The organism is Arthrobacter sp. UCD-GKA (assembly GCF_001863355.1).
Classification (GTDB): Bacteria; Actinomycetota; Actinomycetes; order Actinomycetales; family Micrococcaceae; genus Paeniglutamicibacter.
Window position 1 is genome coordinate 21967 of record NZ_MOLR01000004.1, and the last position, 16977, is coordinate 38943.

Sequence of the window (16977 nt, forward strand, 5' to 3'; positions counted from 1 at the left end):
CTACGATGGAACGCATGAGATTTTCACGTTCCAAAAATGCCTTGCTCCTTTCCGCTGCCGTCCTGCTGCTCTCCGTGAGCGGTTGCGCGACCATCGCCGACACCGCTTCCTCCGCGGCGTCCTCGGCAGCAACCCAGCTGGCCGATGGGGCAAAGAAGGAGCTCATCAAGAAGGTGTGTGCACCGATCAAGGACGGCAGCATCAACGCCTCCGACCTCAAGGTCGTCTCGTCCATGGTGGACGCGGTCCGCGAGGGTGGCCTGCCCCAGGAAATCGTCAGTGCACTCGATGATGTGGCGGCCTCAGGCGACAAGGTTCCCGCCGATGTCCAGGCCAGGCTCGTCACCGCCTGCGACAACGCACTTGCCTGAGCCGGCACAGGTGTGTTGCAACAACCGCGGCGAAGTCCCCGCGCTGACTAGACTGGCGGCATGAAGCAGGAAACAAAGGCTGTCAGAATCGACGCCTGGCTATGGTCGATCCGGATCTACAAGACCCGTTCCGCGGCAACCACCGCGTGCCGTGCCGGTCATGTGCGGTTGAACGACAAGCCCGCCAAGGCCGCCCAGATCGTTGTACCCGGTGACACCATCAGGGTCAGGCAATCGGGATTCGACCGCACCCTGGAAGTGACCGCTGTGATCGCCAAAAGGGTGGGAGCGGACATCGCTACCCGTTGCTACATCGACCACACGCCTGTCCGACCCAAGGAAGTCATCCCCCAGGTTCCCGTGAGGGACAGGGGCGCAGGCCGGCCCACGAAGAAAGATCGGCGTGAGATGGAAAGACTCCGGGACCAGTTCCATTAGACGGCGACTACGATGGGAATGGATAGCCAATAACGCGGTAGTGAAGCTGTCACAGCCGTTGTCGCAACAGAGGAGAACCATGAGCCGGAACAAGTCCTGGAACGAACTTTCTGTCGTATCACGCTGGCGCGTCGCCATCCTGGGCATCACGCAGTTGGCACTCCAGTTCGTTGCCTTGCGCGATCTCGTCAAACGTCCGGCGGCCGAGGTCCGTGGGGCAAAGGGCGCGTGGGCCGCGGCCTCGTTCATCAATTTCCTCGGGCCCATCGCGTATCTGGCATTCGGACGGACGCGTCGGGTCAAGTAGCCACAATTCCGACGCGGGCGGGATCTGGGGATCGCCAAGGCCCGGCCAGGCTTGAAAATCGAATTCGGTCCTAGCACGGCAATGTCCAGCAGACGATACTTTTCGCCGGGACACGCCTCCCAACGGAGAACCGGTGGCAGGGAAGTTCCAGGATCATTGCTCCAACCGGGCCCAATATTGCTCAATGAAGTCGGGCATCAATCTTTACCGATTGCCAACACCGGTCGAATTCCCCACGAATCTGCAGAACCACGGGCGATGAATTCCCTGGGTTCACTCGGAAGCCGTGCTGCTGCTGCCCGCGTTGGCGAACTGTTCCGGCCTGGGCGGAATGCTCCTTGGCACAGGGGGCAGGCCAATCTCGGACCGGAGAATCTGTTTGGCCTTGGTGTTGGTGCGACGGACCCAATTTCCGGCCTTTTCCCAGGAACTGTCGCGCACAAAGAGCATGTCCAGGGCGATCATCGCCAAGGAGAACGACCAAAGCCCCATGAAGAATCCGATCCCGACGTGCATGCCCAGGAGCAGGACGAGGGAAAGATAGCGGGTGTACTTCCACAGCAGCAGCACCGGGAAGAGCAGCTGGAAGTAGATGGATACCCACGTTGCCACCAACACGGCCGGCGTGATCTGCCAGGCAAGCTCGCTCAGAAGCGGAACAACCTGGAAGGCATCCAGGTTCAGGGAGTAGTACAAGGCACTGCCCTCGAGCCATTCCTTGCCCATCAGCTTGAAGATGCCCGAGTTCACATAGACCAGCATGATTTGGTAGCAGCACAGCATCAAGGCGGTGTTGTGGAGGCCCGCCCCCAGCCACAGGGGAACCGGGAAGTGCTTCTGTGTATAGGACTTTCGGTGGCCACGCCGCTTCTGCAGCCAGGCATCGACCGACCAATGCTTGCTCAGATTCGCAAAAATCAAGAATGAAAGGGTGATGCGGAAAATGGTGTCGCCACCGTTGGTCACCAGCATGCTGTTCGACTGCAAACCAATCCAGAACAGCAGCATCACCGGGGTGACGAACCGTGTCTTGTACCCTACAAGAAACAACAGGACCAGAACGATCAGGCTCCAGTAGGACAGGTCAAAGACGAAAGTATTGTCTTTGGGGAACATTTTTTCAATAAAGAATGGGTAGCCCCGGCGCTTGATTTCCGGTTCGAGCCACGTCGAGGCAAAGCCCCAGAGGTAGGCGCGGTCCCCATAGCTGGGAATGAGAAACAGCAACATGCCGACGGCGTAGATGATTCTCAGCAGGGAGAAGCTGCGGGTGGCACGGTAAGCCCCGGTAGCCCATGCTACAAATCGATCGATCTGCCGTGACGCCCACGACGAATCCGATGACGTCGACGATCCTTGTGCGGCGGAGTTGATGCTCGTGGCCAAGTACTTCTTCACGGTCATTGCTTTCCGCCATTCCGCTCGATGACCCCTGCGTATTCGTTGACGACCGCACCATCGATCGTGACGTTCGATTGACGCCATCCGAACACCAGATCTGAAAGTTTGAATTGCTGTTCAGCATCAAACCGCAGGAAACTGATGACGGAGCTGCGGTTATTGCCGGCGTCGACCAGTTTTTGAATCAACTCGGAGTTCCCGATCGGCTGAAAGCCGTTGCCTGATCGTTCAATGAAGGTATCCCGGGCGATCTTCTTCTGAGCCGCGGTCAGCTTGTTGTATCTACCTTGATAGGCACCCATGGCGTTCAACGACTGTTTATGGATCCTGGATGTAGCCCAATTGCCCAGGGAGTTGCCTTGCTCGATATCGGTGATGTTGACCCATTCCGATTTGACCAGCGATCCGTTGGCATCCCGCCACTGAGCTTGGAAGGAGAAATCCGTATTGACTTTCATGATGCTGGGAGCAAAGACGTTCCACTTCTGCGTGTAATACGGTGAAGCGACCGAGAATACCGCAGCGCGCACAGGCGTATTGGGCGAGACCAGCACGAGGCTCACAAATACATAGGTGACCACGGCCAGGGCCGACAGCATCCCCATGATCCGGGGTTTGTTCAGAGGACGTTTCATCAAATCTCCGTAAAGGCAACGGCCGCGATCGATTTTCAAACCACAAGCCTGGGCTCAGCTGGCCGTTGGAACTCCAACAACCGGTTGCCCTGGATCGGGCGAAAGGGCAAGCCGGGACCAAAAGGTCCCGGCCAGCCCATTCACCGTAAATTCAAGCGTTAGCGCATGGAGCGCTTACGCGAGAACAGGAAGGCACCGGCACCAGCCAGCAGCAGCAGCAATGCTGAGCCACCCAGGATCAGTGCACTCGAGCCCGTGTTGGCCAGGTCGCCATTCGGGGTCTTGCCCGAATCAGACTTGGATCCATCGGCGTCGGCAGCAGAGCCGGCGTCTGCATCAGCAGCAGAATCGGTTGCGGCGTCTGCATCAGCAGCAGAATCGGTTGCGGCGTCTGCATCAGCAGCACTGGCTTCCGTCACGGTCAGGTCAGCTTGACCGGTCTGTGTGCTGTTAGTTGCTTCTACAACGTAACCGCCGGCAGGAGTGTTGGCGCCCACCGGGAGCTCAACTGTGAACTTACCTTCGGCATTTGGAGTCACCGTTACCGGATCACCCACGTTGTTGCCTTCAGCATCCTTGAGCTGAACCGTAACTTCTTCGTTCGGAGTCCAGTTCTCACCGGTCACCGTCGTCGAGTTTCCGGCCTCAACCGATTTCGGATCGACAGTCACAGTCGATTCCTGGCCGTCGCCGTCTTCGTCTCCAGCGTCGGGAGCAGCGTCAGCATCGGTCGCAGCGTCCGTCGCGGCGTCCGTCGCAGCATCCGCATCGGTCGCAGCATCCGCAGCAGCATCGGTAGCAGCGTCAGCATCCGTAGCAGCATCCGTCGCAGCGTCCGTCGCGGCGTCCGTCGCAGCGTCCGTCGCAGCGTCCGTCGCGGCGTCCGTCGCAGCATCCGCAGCAGCATCCGCAGCAGCGTCAGCATCCGTCGCAGCGTCAGCATCCGTAGCAGCATCCGTCGCAGCGTCCGTCGCAGCGTCAGCATCCGTAGCAGCATCCGTCGCAGTGTCAGCATCCGTAGCAGCATCCGTCGCAGCGTCCGTCGCAGCGTCAGCATCCGTAGCAGCATCCGTCGCAGCGTCAGCATCCGTAGCAGCATCCGTAGCAGCATCGGTAGCAGCGTCAGCATCCGTAGCAGCGTCCGTCGCGGCGTCAGCATCGGTCGCAGCGTCCGCATCCGCAGCAGCATCCGCAGCAGCATCGGTAGCAGCGTCAGCATCCGTCGCAGCGTCAGCATCCGTAGCAGCATCCGTCGCAGCGTCCGTCGCAGCGTCAGCATCCGTAGCAGCATCCGTCGCAGTGTCAGCATCCGTAGCAGCATCCGTCGCAGCGTCCGTCGCAGCGTCAGCATCCGTAGCAGCATCCGTCGCAGCGTCAGCATCCGTAGCAGCGTCCGTCGCGGCGTCAGCATCGGTCGCAGCGTCCGCATCCGTAGCAGCGTCCGTCGCGGCGTCCGCATCGATAGCAGCTTCGGTATCAGCCTCAGATGCAGCAGCTTCGGTCACCGTCAGCGCGGTCTCGGCAGACTGGGTCCCGTTCGACGCCTTCACCGTGTAACCGGCAGCAGGAGTCCCGGCACCCACCGGCAGCTCAACAGTCAACAAACCGTCAGCGCCAGGAGTCGCCGTCACCGGATCGCCCACGTTGGCGCCCTCGGCGTCAACAAGCTGAACAGTAACTACCTCGCCCGGGGTCCAGTTCTCACCGGTCACCTCGGTCGAGTTACCGGCCTCGACCGAGGTCGGATTCACCACAACCGTCGCAGGGACCACATTGGCACGTACTGTGGCTGAAGCCAGGTTAACCTCAGCCAATGGGGTAGACAGAACCGGCAAAAGCGAAATTGCTACTGCCCGTTCCGTAAACGAACCCACGTTCTCCGCACCGACCGTGGTGAACGATCCGTCGCGTTCTTGGACGTTCACTGTGATGGAAACGATCTTCGCCACAGTCTCCATTAGCGGAGAAAGCGCCGTGGTGGCCACGTTAAGAACTGGCTCGAACACGGTCGAAGTGATTCCTACCCCGGTGATTGCAGTCTGCAGTGGCACGCCTATCGCTGGGATCAGAGTGCCTGTGACGACGCTGAGAATCGGGTTCAAGAGCGTCCCAATCTGGATGGCCCCGAGTGCTCTCGTTCCCGAGGTATCGATGTTAAGCGCCGAAGTGTCTCCATCGAGGAAAGCACCAACAGTTCCATTTATCTTGACGTCAATGTCCACAAGGTCCACCCGTGGAACCAATGGCAGCTGGAGGCCTGCAGCCGCGGTGAGATCGATATTTAGCTCGGTGGAATTCAGAGTGTCTGTCACAACAGTCACCAGCGTGGCCGGCAGCGTATCGAGCAAGTCGGTGACTCCGGCAATAGCTGCGTCCAACACCGGCTTTGATAGAAGGACGGTGTTTGGATCCAAGTCATTCAAGGAGCCATCCGGGCTCTTGCCTTGCTCTTCCTTCACGAGCCTAGCGATATCAATAACGATTTCGCCGGTGCTCAGATCAATGACGACGGACTCTTCGGCATTGGTCAATGGCTCTTCCAAAACGGCGGAAAGTGCCGTCTTCAAATCGGCATCAATCGTAGCAGCAAGCTTCACGTTGCTGACGTCAACGAGTCCTCCAGATACCGCACCTAGTCCGCTAGTCAGGGGACCCACTAGGTCATTCGCGACGCCTCCGAGCAACGTGTTCAAAGCGCCATTAGCGCCCGTAATTGCATTGACGTCGTCGCTGAGTGTGTCGAGAGTTGTCGTCAACGTCGTTGAAAGTCCCCCAACCACTGGGCTCGTTAGGAGCAGATTGCCATCGGCGACTTGGTATTCGCCTTCGGCTTCGATTACGCCGGCTTTGGATGCTGTCGCCGATATTGCACCAAGCTCGACGCGAAGCGCGGAAATAAGACCGTCCGTAATGCCGCCGAGTCCCGCATTGTTAAGCAGTGCGGTTGCGTCGACGTAGGCGTTGTCTTGCTGCCCGTTGCCGCCCACTGAAATTGCACCGGTGTCGGTTACTGCGCCGGATGCCGCATATGCGTTTCCGGCGGTGGACTCGGCGAACTGGCCGAGAGCACCAACACCAACGACACCATTGGGACCGAAGAGCTGTATGCCACCACCCAAATCAATACCAAGTGCGCTGAGAACCGAAAGGTCCAGCGTGCTGTTCTTAGCTCCAGGTACCGAGGGATCCGCACTATATGCCGGGGCTAGGGCCGCAATCCCATTGAGGTTGATTGCCCCACCGCCACTAAGAACACGGCCTTCGGCTTCCGAGGAATCCGTGGGCGCGGCAAATGCCGACGTCGTCGGAACGATAAAGAGGCTGGACGCTACAGCGCCAGCCAAAAGTCTGCGAGCAATTGGGAAGCGTCGCTTCCCATTCCCCGGTGGTGAAATATCCCTTGTCAATGCATCCTCCATGGCGAAAGTGGAATGATCATGGGCCAAAAAATAAACGTGACCCGAGATTGACCTTAGGAAAGCGATCGGATGCTTCATTGCCCTTTACGGACAGATTCCGCCGAACCTACGGCTATCGAGCAGGAGGCTTAAATCCAACGGGTGGCGCTGCTTCACCATGACGAAGTGGCCGCTTGGCTACAGTTCGGCACCTCATACCGTAATGTGCACGCTTTCGGACCTCGGGATCGCCAATCGGCTATTTACATTGGCTACGATGAGATCTAATTACATCGAGAAATAGAGTTTTGGGGCTTTGATCGTTGTTGCTGTGCATGAATTATTGCGCTTTCACGAGCATTCGCAGAAGTTAAAGGAGCCCCCGATGCAGCCCCAAATTCGAGTCCATCTTGCTGATGGCGATTACTTTCTTCGGCTTGGTCTGGAGAGCCTCTTGGCCTCAAGCCCGGATGTCCAACTTGAACAAGTTACCGGCACCGGCAACGACGCCGTTGACGCGGCACTCGAGAAGAGGCCTGACTTGGTGCTCATGGAAACCAGTCTCAGCAACATATGCAGCATGGAAGCAACCCGGCGAATCGTGTCGGCGGCCCCGGAGACGAAGGTAGTGATGCTTTCGGCGACCCACGATATCGAGACCATGGCCAGGGCCCATTCGGCGGGTGCCTGTAGCTACCTGGCCAAGAATTCGATTTCAACCGACCTGGGTGCCGCACTTCGGATGATCCACTCGGGAAACATGATCTTCTCCAAGCCCGCGGATGCGGACCAGTTCCCGCCCCACTCCGCGAGCAAGTATGACTTGAAATCGCAACTGTTGCGTCAGGCCGGACCTCGCGATCGACGCATACTGCAAGCACTGTCAGAAGGCCTTACCAACGTCCAAATCGCCTCATTGCTGCATGTCAGTGAAGGCACGGTCAAGGCGCAACTGGCAAAAATCATGGAACCGCTGGGCGTCAGCAACCGTGTCCAGCTCGCGGTCTTGGCCGTTCAAGCCGGGCTCCTGGAAGAGTCGCGCACGACTGTGCCGCTGGGTGTCGGTCGCATGCGCCATGCAACACCCCGTGCCTGAATTTTTTGGTCTGAACTAATACCCCAGGAACGGGTCATAGGCATTGATCAGCGCTTCGCCGTCCAAGTAGCGGCGCAGGTTTTTCGTGAAGAGTTCCACCAAACGTGAATTCTCCGCGTCCACGTTTGCGGCGGTATGAGGGGAGAGAATCAGGTTCGGGGCGTCCCACAAGGGGTGCCCGTCGGGTAGCGGCTCCGGATTTGCCACGTCAAGAACGGCCCCACCAAGATGTCCTCCGGCGAGCGCATCGATAAGGGCCTTCTGGTCTATGACCGGGCCGCGCGCCAGATTTACGAGAAATGCCCCCTGCTTCATTTCGGACAGTCGCCGCTGGTCCATGAGCCCCGCGGTTTCATCGGTCAGCGGGCAGGCAAGGACCACGATGTCGTACTCCCCCAGCCGACATTCCTGCAGGCTGACGGATCGTTCAAACGGACTGTCCAGCAGTCTGCCCGCTCGGGTAGTCCCGTCACAGCTGACTCCCATGAAGCTCAAGGTCCTGGCAACTTCGCTCCCGATGCTGCCCGCCCCGATGATCAATGCGCGCAGTCCGTACAGGGTCTTCGATGCACCGTTTGTCCAACGGTGTGCCTTTCTCTGGGATTCGAGGCGTGGGATTTCGCGGATGAAATGCAGCAGCCCGGCCAGGGCAAATTCCGCCAGTGGCTTGGCGTGCACGCCGGCAGCGGTGGTGATGCGAACCTTGTTATCAATGTGCCCCATCGCCTCGGCCCGCGCGCCCACCCCGGCCTGCGAGGCCTGGATCCATTCAAGCCGTGGGCTGTGTTCCCGCCAATCACGCGGCTGCCACCAGTCGAAATCAAACATGATGGTCGCATTGCCCAGATGGCCCTGCCACTCCGCCAGTTGTCCCCCGGTGAGCTCACGGGGCTTGCCCCAATGGTCCGCCCCGAACTGTGGGACGGGCAGCAACTCGGGCCGGTAGATGACATCGACCTCGGGAGTGGCATCGATCAGCCGGCCAACCAGCTCCTCCTGGAGATACGAGCAAATCAAAACCTGTGGGCGCATGGAACTGAGGAACCTCTATCGTTGGGTGGCGGGACAAAAGGGGGGCGGCTCATCTGTAGTTTTTCCCAGCGTCACGAGAACGACACGACAAAAAACCGGGCCCCTTCGGACAGGCTACCTCGAGTGGTTCGATAAGGTGAGCGCATGACCACACTCGTAGGCGACAACAAGGGCCCCAGAGAGACCCCGGTCCCGCGGCACCACCAGCTCATCGTCTCGCTGTTTGGCCTGTACGCACGCCAGCACGGCGGCGCCCTGGCCGTGGCCACCATCATCGACTTGATGCGTGACATCGGGGTCGAGTCCACTGGAACCAGATCCTCAATCTCGCGCCTGAAAAAACGCGGCGTCATCGACAGCGTGCAGGTCAACGGCCGCAACGGGTACGCATTGGCACCCTCGGTCATCGAAACTTTCATCGAGGGCGACGAACGCATCTTCCACCCCCGGCGGGCCAAGATCGGCGAGCAGTGGCTCCTGGCAACCTTCACCGTTCCCGAGTCGCAGCGCAACATCCGGCACAAGATCCGTTCTTCGCTGGTGCGCATGGGCTTCGGTTCGGTGACCCCGGGGCTGTGGATCGCCCCGGGCCATCTGCGCGACGCGGTGTTGGCCTATTTCGACACCCGCGGGCTGAACGAATACCTCGAGTTCTTCATGGCCGACCACGTCGGCGGCGCCGACCTGCACAAGAACATCGATGCTTGGTGGGACCTGCCGGCGCTTGATGCACTGTACTCGGACTTCCTCGAGCAAAACCGGGGGCTGCTTGAGTCATGGGACCAGCGCGACGGGTTCAACGCAGATCCAGACTCCGACACCCGGGCCTTTGCCGACTACCTGGTCCTGGTCACCCAGTGGCGACGCCTGCCCTACCTCGACCCGGGGCTGCCCACCGAGTTCCTGCCCCGGAACTGGAACGCACTGGAGGCCGAGCACCTCTTCCAGCAGCTCCACACCTTGCTGGCCCCGCGCGCACAGCGCCATGCCGACCGAGCCATCGACGGCCACGCCGTCACCGGATAGCCGCTCCCCCACATCAACAGGAAGCCGTGCCGTGCAACCGCCCTCCCTTGCGGGGTATGCGGTAGCACGACACGGCTTCCTTGGTTTCTTGCCCTTCTTGCCGGCTCGGATAACTAGGCGCGGTCCTGGATCACCGCAATGCCCTGGATCTCGATGAGCGCCTCGGGCTGCCACAAGCGGCTGACCCCGATGCCGGCGAGTGCCGGGTACTTGCTGCCTGCCATTTCGCGCCACAGCCGGCCGATCTCGCGGCCGTTGGCCAGGTAGTCGTCAACGTCTGTGAGGTAGATGGTCACCGACACCAGATCCTCGGGCTTTCCGCCGGCCTCGACGAGTGTTGCCAGGACGTTGGAGAACGCCTGCTTGAACTGGTCCACGATGTTGCCCGGAACGATCTTCATGTCCTTGTCCAGTGCGGTCTGCCCGCCCAGGTACACGGTCGTTCCCGCGAGCACGCCGTGCGCGAACCCGGAGGGCTTGCCCAGTGAATCGGGGTTGATGGTGAGGTTCTGGATGAGGGTGGTTTCGGTCATCATGCTCTCCTGTGGGTTTCTGCCGCGGTTGCGGGTCTTCCGCTCTGGCGCCGGACTAGTGATGCGTGTTACATTGAGGATACGTGACGGCGGTCAAAAAGTCGACACAGTAGATTTGATGGATGGCGAAGGAGCCAACAGAATGAAACTCGCAACGGTTCGACATGGTGGGCGCACCACCGCCGCCCTCGTGGTGGCAGGCGGCTACCAGCCGCTGCCGGCACGCAATCTCAGCGAGCTGCTGGCCCTTCCCGAGTGGAAGGCGATCCTCAAGGATGCCGCTTCCGGCCATTGCGGTCCGGATGTCCTGCCCGCAGCCGAGGTCGAAGTGTTGAATCCGGTGCCGAGCCCGGCGAAGGTCATTTGCTGCGGCCTGAACTACTCCGAGCACATCCTGGAAATGGGACGCGAGCTCCCCGCATTCCCCACGCTCTTCGCCAAGTTCGCCGACACCCTCACCGACCCCGAAGCACCGATCGTCGCCGACGAATCGGTGGACCTGGACTGGGAAGCCGAGCTGGCCGTGGTGGTCGGCTCCACCCTGAAGGACGCCTCCGAGGACGAGGCGGCAGGCGCCATCGCCGGCTACACCGTGGCCAACGACATTTCCATGCGCGACTGGCAGCGCCGCACCCTGCAGTGGTTCCAGGGCAAGGCCTTTGACCGCACCACGCCGCTGGGACCCGTGCTGGTCACCGCCGATGCGCTGGATCCGGAGGCCGGCCTCGAGGTCATCTGCACACTCAATGGCGAAGAGGTCCAGCGCGGGAACACCAAAACGCTGGTCTTCTCCGCCGCCAAGCTCCTTTCCTACATCTCCACCTTCACCGTGCTGCGCCCTGGCGACGTCGTCCTCACCGGAACCCCCGGCGGGGTCGGCATGGGCATGGTCCCGCCGCGCTTCTTGAAGGACGGGGACGAGCTGGTCACCGAGATCCCCGGAATCGGAACCCTGTCCAACCGCATCAACCTGCGAATCAACGCTTCCCTCTAACCACCCCATCCACGCATCCAGCCACAGACCAAGGAGCCAAGCCCATGAACAACCCGACCCCCACCATCTACCGCACCGAGGGTGAGAACACCGTCTACGCCAACTCCGACGGAGTCGTCGTCCCCGTGGTCACCCGCAAGGGCGCCGAAGACACCAACACCGCGCAATCCGGCGACTGCATCCGCGTCTCCGGGGTCAGCATTCAGCACACCCCGGCCACCAAGCTCTGGTTCGGGCAGGTCTCCAACACCCCCGGATACCGGTCCCTCCCCCACCACCACGGCGAGGCCGAAACCGGCGGCTACGTGCTGCGCGGCCACGGACGGATCTACTTCGGCGAGAACTACGAGCAGTTCCTGGACATGACCGCCGGCGACTGGGTCTTTGTCCCGCCGTTCATGCCGCATGTCGAGGCCAACATGTCGATCACCGAGGACCTCGTCTGGCTCACCGCCCGCACCCCGGAAAACATCGTGGTGAACCTCGAAGAAGTCGCCGACGAAACCCTGGAAGGATACCGCCGGGCATGAGCTCACAAATCTTCCTTGACGCCATCGATTTGACCGCCTGCGAGGCCGAGGTCTTTGACACGGCTTTCACCGCCATCCCCCAATATGTTCCGTGGCCCAAGGCCTACGGCGGGGACATGGTGGCCCAGGGCGCCTCGGCCATGATGCGCTCGGTGGACGGGGACAGGGAACTGCACTCGATGCATTCATACTTCCTGCGCCCCGTGGACATGCACGTTCCGGTCCGCTACGAGGTCGAGCTGATGCGCGATGGCCGCGGCTACTCCACCCGCCAGGTGCGCGGCTTCCAAAACGGCAAGGCCGTCTACACCGCCCTGGGATCCTTCCACGTGCCTGAGTCCGGTCCCGAACAGTCCTCCGCGGCACCGGCCGAATTCCTGGACCTGGATCCCGAAACCCTGGCCAGCGCGGCCAGCGTCCTGGCCTCTGCCGAGGGCCCTGCCGCCGAGTACTGGTCCACCGGCCGGTCTTTCGACATGCGCCACGTTCCCGGGGCCCTGTACCTCGAGGTCGACGGGAAGCCCTCGGCCCACCAGGCGGTCTGGGTCAAGGCGTTCACCGAACTCCCCGATGACCAGATCACCCAGCGCGCGGCCCTCGCCTACGTGTGCGACTACACCATCCTGGAGCCGCTGTTGCGGACCCAGAACCTGTCCTGGAGCACCGAAGGACTCGTCACCGCGAGCCTTGACCACTCCATGTGGTTCCACCGCAGCGGTCGCGTGGATGACTGGGTGCTCTACGTCCAGGAAGCCATCTCCAGCCAAAACAACCGCGGCTTGGCGCTGGGCCGCTTCTACACCCGCGGCGGCCAGTTGCTGGCCACCGTCGCCCAGGAGGGCATGATCCGCGGACCGCTCGGCTAAGGCACCACAAGCACCATTGCAATCTTGAAAATCGACTCCTGGAAAGAGACGGCAAGTTCATGGAATTATCGCTTTCGGCCCATCAAGACACCTTCACGCGCGACCACCTGCCGCCGCACGAGTTGTGGCCAACCCTGGAATTCACGCTGCCCGAGCTGCAGTACCCCGAAAGGCTCAACGCCGCGACGGTGCTGATCGACGACGCCGTGGCAAAGTTCGGGGCCGGTTCCCCGGCCCTGCTGGCCCCCGACGGAACGGTGCAAAGCTACGGGGAGCTGCTCACCCGCTCCAACCAGGTCGCCCAGGTGCTGGTCGAGGACTTCGGGATCGTCCCCGGAAACCGGGTCATGCTCCGGGCCCCCAACAACGCCTGGCTCGTGGCCTGCTGGCTCGGGGTCCTGAAGGCCGGCGCCGTCGTAGTCACCACCATGCCGGCCCTGCGCGCCCCGGAAATCGCCAAGCTGGCCCAGCTGACCAAGCCCGCCCTGATGCTGTGCGACCACCGCTTCCTGGATGACGCCCGCGACGCTGCTGGTTCCTCCTACCCGGTCGTGGCAGTCGGTTCCCAGGACCCGGCGGATCTGGTGGCGCTCGCCGGCGCCAGGTCCGGCGAGTTCACCAACGTCGACACCGCGGCCGACGACGTGGCCCTGCTCGGCCCAACCTCCGGGACCACCGGGGTCCCGAAGATCACCATGCACTTCCACCGCGACATCCTGGCCAACGCGGACACCTTCGCCCGGCACATCCTGCGGCCGACCGCCTCCGATGTCTTCGCCGGCTCCCCTCCGCTGGCCTTCACCTTTGGGCTGGGCGGACTGGTCGTCTTCCCGCTGCGCTTTGGCGCCAGCACCCTGCTCACCGAGCGCACCACCCCGGTGGAGCTGGCGCAGTTCTCCCATGACGCCGGTGCCACGATCCTCTTCACGGCACCCACCGCCTACCGCGCCATCCTCAAGGAGGGCAAGGCGGAGCTGCTTCGCCCGCTGCGCATCGCCGTCTCGGCCGGCGAGCACCTCCCGGCGGCCACCTGGGAAGCCGTCAAGGACGCCACCGGCCTGGACTTGATCGACGGAATCGGCTCGACCGAGCTGCTGCACGTGTTCATCTCGGCCGCCGGGGCGGACATCCGCCCCGGCACCACCGGAACCGCGGTCCCCGGCTACCGCGCAACCATTCTTGACCTTGACGGCAACGAGCTTGGGCCCGACGAGGTCGGCCGGCTCGCGGTCATCGGCCCCACCGGCTGCCGGTACCTCGATGACGAGCGCCAGCACGCCTACGTCTCCAATGGCTGGAACGTCACCGGTGACACCTTCGTGCGCGACGCCGACGGCTACTTCACCTACCAGGCACGCAGCGACAACATGATCATTTCCTCCGGCTACAACATCGGCGGGCCCGAGGTCGAGGAAGCCATCATCCAGCACCCCGACGTTTTGGAAACCGCCGTCGTCGCACGCCCCGACGAACACCGCGGCTCGGTGGTCTGTGCCTTCGTGGTGCTCGTGGACGGGGTCACCGCTTCGGCCGAGAAGGCCAAGGAGATCCAGGACTTCGTCAAGACCGTCATCGCACCCTACAAGTACCCGCGCGAGGTCCGCTTCGTCGACGAGCTGCCGCGGAACCCCAGCGGCAAGCTCCAGCACTTCAAGCTGCGCGAGGCATTGGCCCAATCCCCGGCCCACTAGCCACACTTCCCATAGTTTTCCCCCCGTCGGCACCGCACGGAACCGGAATCAGCCCCGGCCGCCGCAGCCCTGCCGACCCCAGATAAGGACCCAGACATGAAAATTGCAGTTGTTGGCGGCGGCCCCGGCGGCCTGTACTTCGCGGCCCTGATGAAGCAGCTCGACCCGGCCCACGAGGTCACCGTCTGGGAGCGCAACGCGGCCTCGGACACCTTCGGCTTCGGCGTGGTCTTCTCAGACGAGACCCTCGGCGGCATCGGCAACGCCGACACCGTCATCGCCGATTACATGTCCCGGCGCTTCGCCCGCTGGAGCGACATCGACATCCACTTCCGCGGGCAGATGCACACCGTGGGCGGCCAAGGCTTTGCCGCCATGAGCCGCAAGGAACTGCTGCAACTGCTGCAGCGCCGCGCCATTGAACTCGGCGTCGACGTGCGCTTCTCCACCATCGCCCCGGATGTGGAAGAGCTGTCGGCAAACTACGACCTGGTGCTGGCCGCGGACGGGTTGAACTCCGCGATCCGCACCCGCTACGCGGGCTCGTTCAAGCCGTCCCTGGATGCACGCACCTCCAAGTACATGTGGCTGGGCACCGACCAGGTCTTTGAGGCCTTCAAGTTCTTCGTCAAGGAGACCGACGCCGGGACCATGCAGATCCACGGCTACCCGTACTCGGACGAGGGCTCGACCTTCATCGTGGAAATGCACGAGGACGTCTGGCGGGCCGCCGGCTTCGACGAGACGCAGGACGAGGTCTTCGCCCCCGGGGTGAGCGACGAGAAGGCCGTGGCCAAGGTGAAGGAGATCTTCGCCGAGGAACTGGCCGGCTACAACGTGCTGACCAACAACTCGAAGTGGATCAACTTCACCACCGTGCGCAACGAGAACTGGCGCCACGGGAATATCGTGCTGCTGGGTGACGCCGCGCACACCGCGCACTTCTCCATCGGCTCGGGCACCAAGTTGGCCATGGAGGACTCCCTGGCCCTGGCCGCCTGCCTGCACGAACACCCCTCCGTCGATGCGGCTTTGGAAGCCTACGAGACCGAGCGCCGCCCGGTGGTGGCCTCGACCCAGCGTGCCGCCCAGGCCTCGCTGGAATGGTTCGAGAACATCGGGCAGTACAAGGACCAGGACCCGGTGCAGTTCTGCTTCAACCTGCTCACCCGCTCCCGCCGCATCACCTATGAAAACCTGAAGCTGCGCGACACCGAGTTCGCGGCCAAGGTCGACGCCGACTTCGCCCGACTGTCCGGCTCCGCGGAATCCGCCCCGGCCATGTTCCAGCCCTACAAGATCGGCGAGCTGGAATTGGTGAACCGCGTGGTGGTCTCCCCCATGGACATGTACTCCGCGGTCGACGGCGTGCCGGGCGACTTCCACCTGGTCCACCTGGGGTCCAAGGCCATGGGCGGGGCCGGACTGGTGATGACCGAGATGGTCTGCGTCTCGGAGAACGGGCGCATCACCCCCGGTTGCACCGGCCTGTACAACGACGAACAGGCAATCGCCTGGAAGCGCATCACCGAATACGTACATTCCAATTCCAACGCCAAGATCGGCGCGCAGATCGGCCACTCCGGCCGCAAGGGTTCCACCAGGCTCATGTGGGAGGGCATCGACGAGCCGCTGGAATCGGGAAACTGGGAGGTGCTGGCCCCCAGCGCGATCCCCTACGGCGAAAGCTGCCACGTGCCGGTGGAAATGGACCGCGCCGCGATGGATACGGTCCGCGACGAGTTTGTCGCCGCGGCCCGCCGCGCCGATGCGGCGGGCTTCGACCTGCTGGAGCTGCACGCCGCCCACGGCTACCTGCTCTCCTCCTTCCTCTCCCCGCTGTCCAACCAGCGCAGCGACGAGTACGGCGGATCGCTGGAAAACCGCCTGCGCTACCCGCTGGAGGTGCTCGATGCGGTGCGCGCGGCGTGGCCGGCCCACAAGCCGATCGGCGTGCGCATCTCCGCCACCGACTGGACCGAGGGCGGGAACACCGAGGACGATGCGTTGGCCATCGCCGCCGCGTTCATCGACCACGGGGTCAAGTCCATCGACGTGTCCTCCGGGCAGATCGTGCGCAACGAGCGCCCGGCGTTCGGGCGCAGCTACCAGACGCCGTTCGCGGACAAGATCCGGAACCAGGTCGCCGCCGCTGCCGGCGTCGCGGTCATCGCGGTCGGTGCGATCTCCTCCTACGACGACGTGAACTCGATCCTGCTGGCGGGACGTGCCGACCTGGTCGCCCTGGGCCGCACGCACCTGTACAACCCGGCCTGGACGCTGCAGGCGGCCGCCGAGCAGGACTACGTCGGAGACGGCGCCACCTGGCCGCTGCCGTTCAAGGCCGGGCGCCGCAAGCCGCCCAGCGCCCGCACCGACGCCGTCCGCCCGCGCCTGTCGCTGCTGAAAGAGGACGAGCTCGGCGAGAAGGTCCACCTGCGTTGGACCCCGGCCAAGGCCACGGCAGCCAAGAACCTGGTGCCCAGCGTCTAGCATCGGAAGCAGGGAGGGAGTGGCTCGATTCGCGTGAAGCGGGTCGAGCCGCTCCCTCTGTGCATTCCCGCCAAGATCCGGAGCGGCGCCACGCAGAAGACGCAGAGATGCGCGGAGTGCCGGCGGGGGACGTTTCCCACCCGGCACTCCGCGCCGGTGATTCCGG

15 protein-coding genes are annotated in these 16977 nt (G+C 62.6%); 10 read left to right on the top strand and 5 right to left on the bottom strand.

Annotated elements, in window-relative coordinates; translation table 11 throughout:
• The first annotated feature begins 14 nt into the window (after positions 1-14).
• The 3 genes from BLJ79_RS06405 (at position 15) to BLJ79_RS06415 (ending at position 1116) form a co-directional block, all read left to right on the top strand.
• Positions 15-371: a hypothetical protein gene (locus BLJ79_RS06405; protein ID WP_286135293.1), complete on the top strand. Its 357-nt coding sequence runs from the start codon at positions 15-17 to the stop codon at positions 369-371.
• 60 nt (positions 372-431) lie between these two features.
• On the top strand, positions 432-809 hold the full coding sequence (locus tag BLJ79_RS06410; protein WP_071213888.1) for an RNA-binding S4 domain-containing protein: 378 nt from the start codon (positions 432-434) through the stop codon (positions 807-809).
• A 79-nt stretch (positions 810-888) separates the two neighbouring features.
• Positions 889-1116, top strand: coding sequence for a PLDc N-terminal domain-containing protein (locus BLJ79_RS06415; protein WP_071213889.1), 228 nt, complete (start codon positions 889-891; stop codon positions 1114-1116).
• A gap of 273 nt (positions 1117-1389) precedes the next feature.
• Here BLJ79_RS06415 and BLJ79_RS06420 read toward each other — a convergent pair whose 3' ends face one another.
• From BLJ79_RS06420 to BLJ79_RS06430, 3 genes are all read right to left on the bottom strand, one after another.
• Positions 1390-2520 (bottom strand): HTTM domain-containing protein, encoded by a 1131-nt coding sequence (locus BLJ79_RS06420; RefSeq protein WP_071213890.1) that lies wholly within the window; start codon positions 2518-2520, stop codon positions 1390-1392.
• Positions 2517-3191, bottom strand: coding sequence for a DUF5819 family protein (locus BLJ79_RS06425; RefSeq protein WP_139194752.1), 675 nt, complete (start codon positions 3189-3191; stop codon positions 2517-2519). The genes BLJ79_RS06420 and BLJ79_RS06425 overlap by 4 nt, the downstream gene beginning before the upstream one ends.
• Positions 3192-3310: 119 nt before the next feature.
• A complete protein-coding gene (locus tag BLJ79_RS06430; RefSeq protein WP_139194753.1) occupies positions 3311-6649 on the bottom strand; it encodes a choice-of-anchor G family protein in 3339 nt (1112 codons plus the stop codon).
• Between the two features lie 286 nt (positions 6650-6935).
• On the opposite strand from BLJ79_RS06430, the gene BLJ79_RS06435 reads away from it, so the two are divergent.
• A complete protein-coding gene (locus BLJ79_RS06435; RefSeq protein WP_071213894.1) occupies positions 6936-7646 on the top strand; it encodes a response regulator transcription factor in 711 nt (236 codons plus the stop codon).
• Positions 7647-7661: 15 nt separating this feature from the next.
• Here the strand turns inward: BLJ79_RS06435 and BLJ79_RS06440 are convergent, their stop codons facing one another.
• Complete coding sequence (locus tag BLJ79_RS06440; protein ID WP_071213896.1) at positions 7662-8678, bottom strand: D-2-hydroxyacid dehydrogenase; 1017 nt, start codon at positions 8676-8678, stop codon at positions 7662-7664.
• Positions 8679-8822: 144 nt separating this feature from the next.
• On the opposite strand from BLJ79_RS06440, the gene BLJ79_RS06445 reads away from it, so the two are divergent.
• Complete coding sequence (locus tag BLJ79_RS06445) at positions 8823-9704, top strand: PaaX family transcriptional regulator (protein ID WP_071213898.1); 882 nt, start codon at positions 8823-8825, stop codon at positions 9702-9704.
• Positions 9705-9817: 113 nt separating this feature from the next.
• On the opposite strand, the gene BLJ79_RS06450 is transcribed toward BLJ79_RS06445, so the two are convergent.
• Positions 9818-10237: a RidA family protein gene (locus tag BLJ79_RS06450; protein WP_175475409.1), complete on the bottom strand. Its 420-nt coding sequence runs from the start codon at positions 10235-10237 to the stop codon at positions 9818-9820.
• Positions 10238-10379: 142 nt separating this feature from the next.
• Here BLJ79_RS06450 and BLJ79_RS06455 point away from each other — a divergent pair, with 142 nt between their 5' ends.
• The 5 genes from BLJ79_RS06455 to BLJ79_RS06475 all read left to right on the top strand — a co-directional run bounded on the left by BLJ79_RS06455 (position 10380) and on the right by BLJ79_RS06475 (position 16811).
• Entirely contained in the window at positions 10380-11231 is an 852-nt protein-coding gene (locus tag BLJ79_RS06455; protein WP_071213900.1) for a fumarylacetoacetate hydrolase family protein, read from the top strand.
• A 44-nt stretch (positions 11232-11275) separates the two neighbouring features.
• A complete protein-coding gene (locus BLJ79_RS06460) occupies positions 11276-11761 on the top strand; it encodes a cupin domain-containing protein (protein ID WP_071213901.1) in 486 nt (161 codons plus the stop codon).
• Entirely contained in the window at positions 11758-12627 is an 870-nt protein-coding gene (locus BLJ79_RS06465; RefSeq protein WP_071213902.1) for an acyl-CoA thioesterase, read from the top strand. Before BLJ79_RS06460 ends, BLJ79_RS06465 begins: the two co-directional genes overlap by 4 nt.
• Before the next feature lie 59 nt (positions 12628-12686).
• Positions 12687-14318, top strand: a complete 1632-nt coding sequence (locus BLJ79_RS06470) for an AMP-binding protein (RefSeq protein WP_071213903.1) — start codon at positions 12687-12689, stop codon at positions 14316-14318.
• Between the two features lie 96 nt (positions 14319-14414).
• Positions 14415-16811 (top strand): bifunctional salicylyl-CoA 5-hydroxylase/oxidoreductase, encoded by a 2397-nt coding sequence (locus BLJ79_RS06475; RefSeq protein WP_071213904.1) that lies wholly within the window; start codon positions 14415-14417, stop codon positions 16809-16811.
• Positions 16812-16977 lie beyond the last annotated feature (166 nt).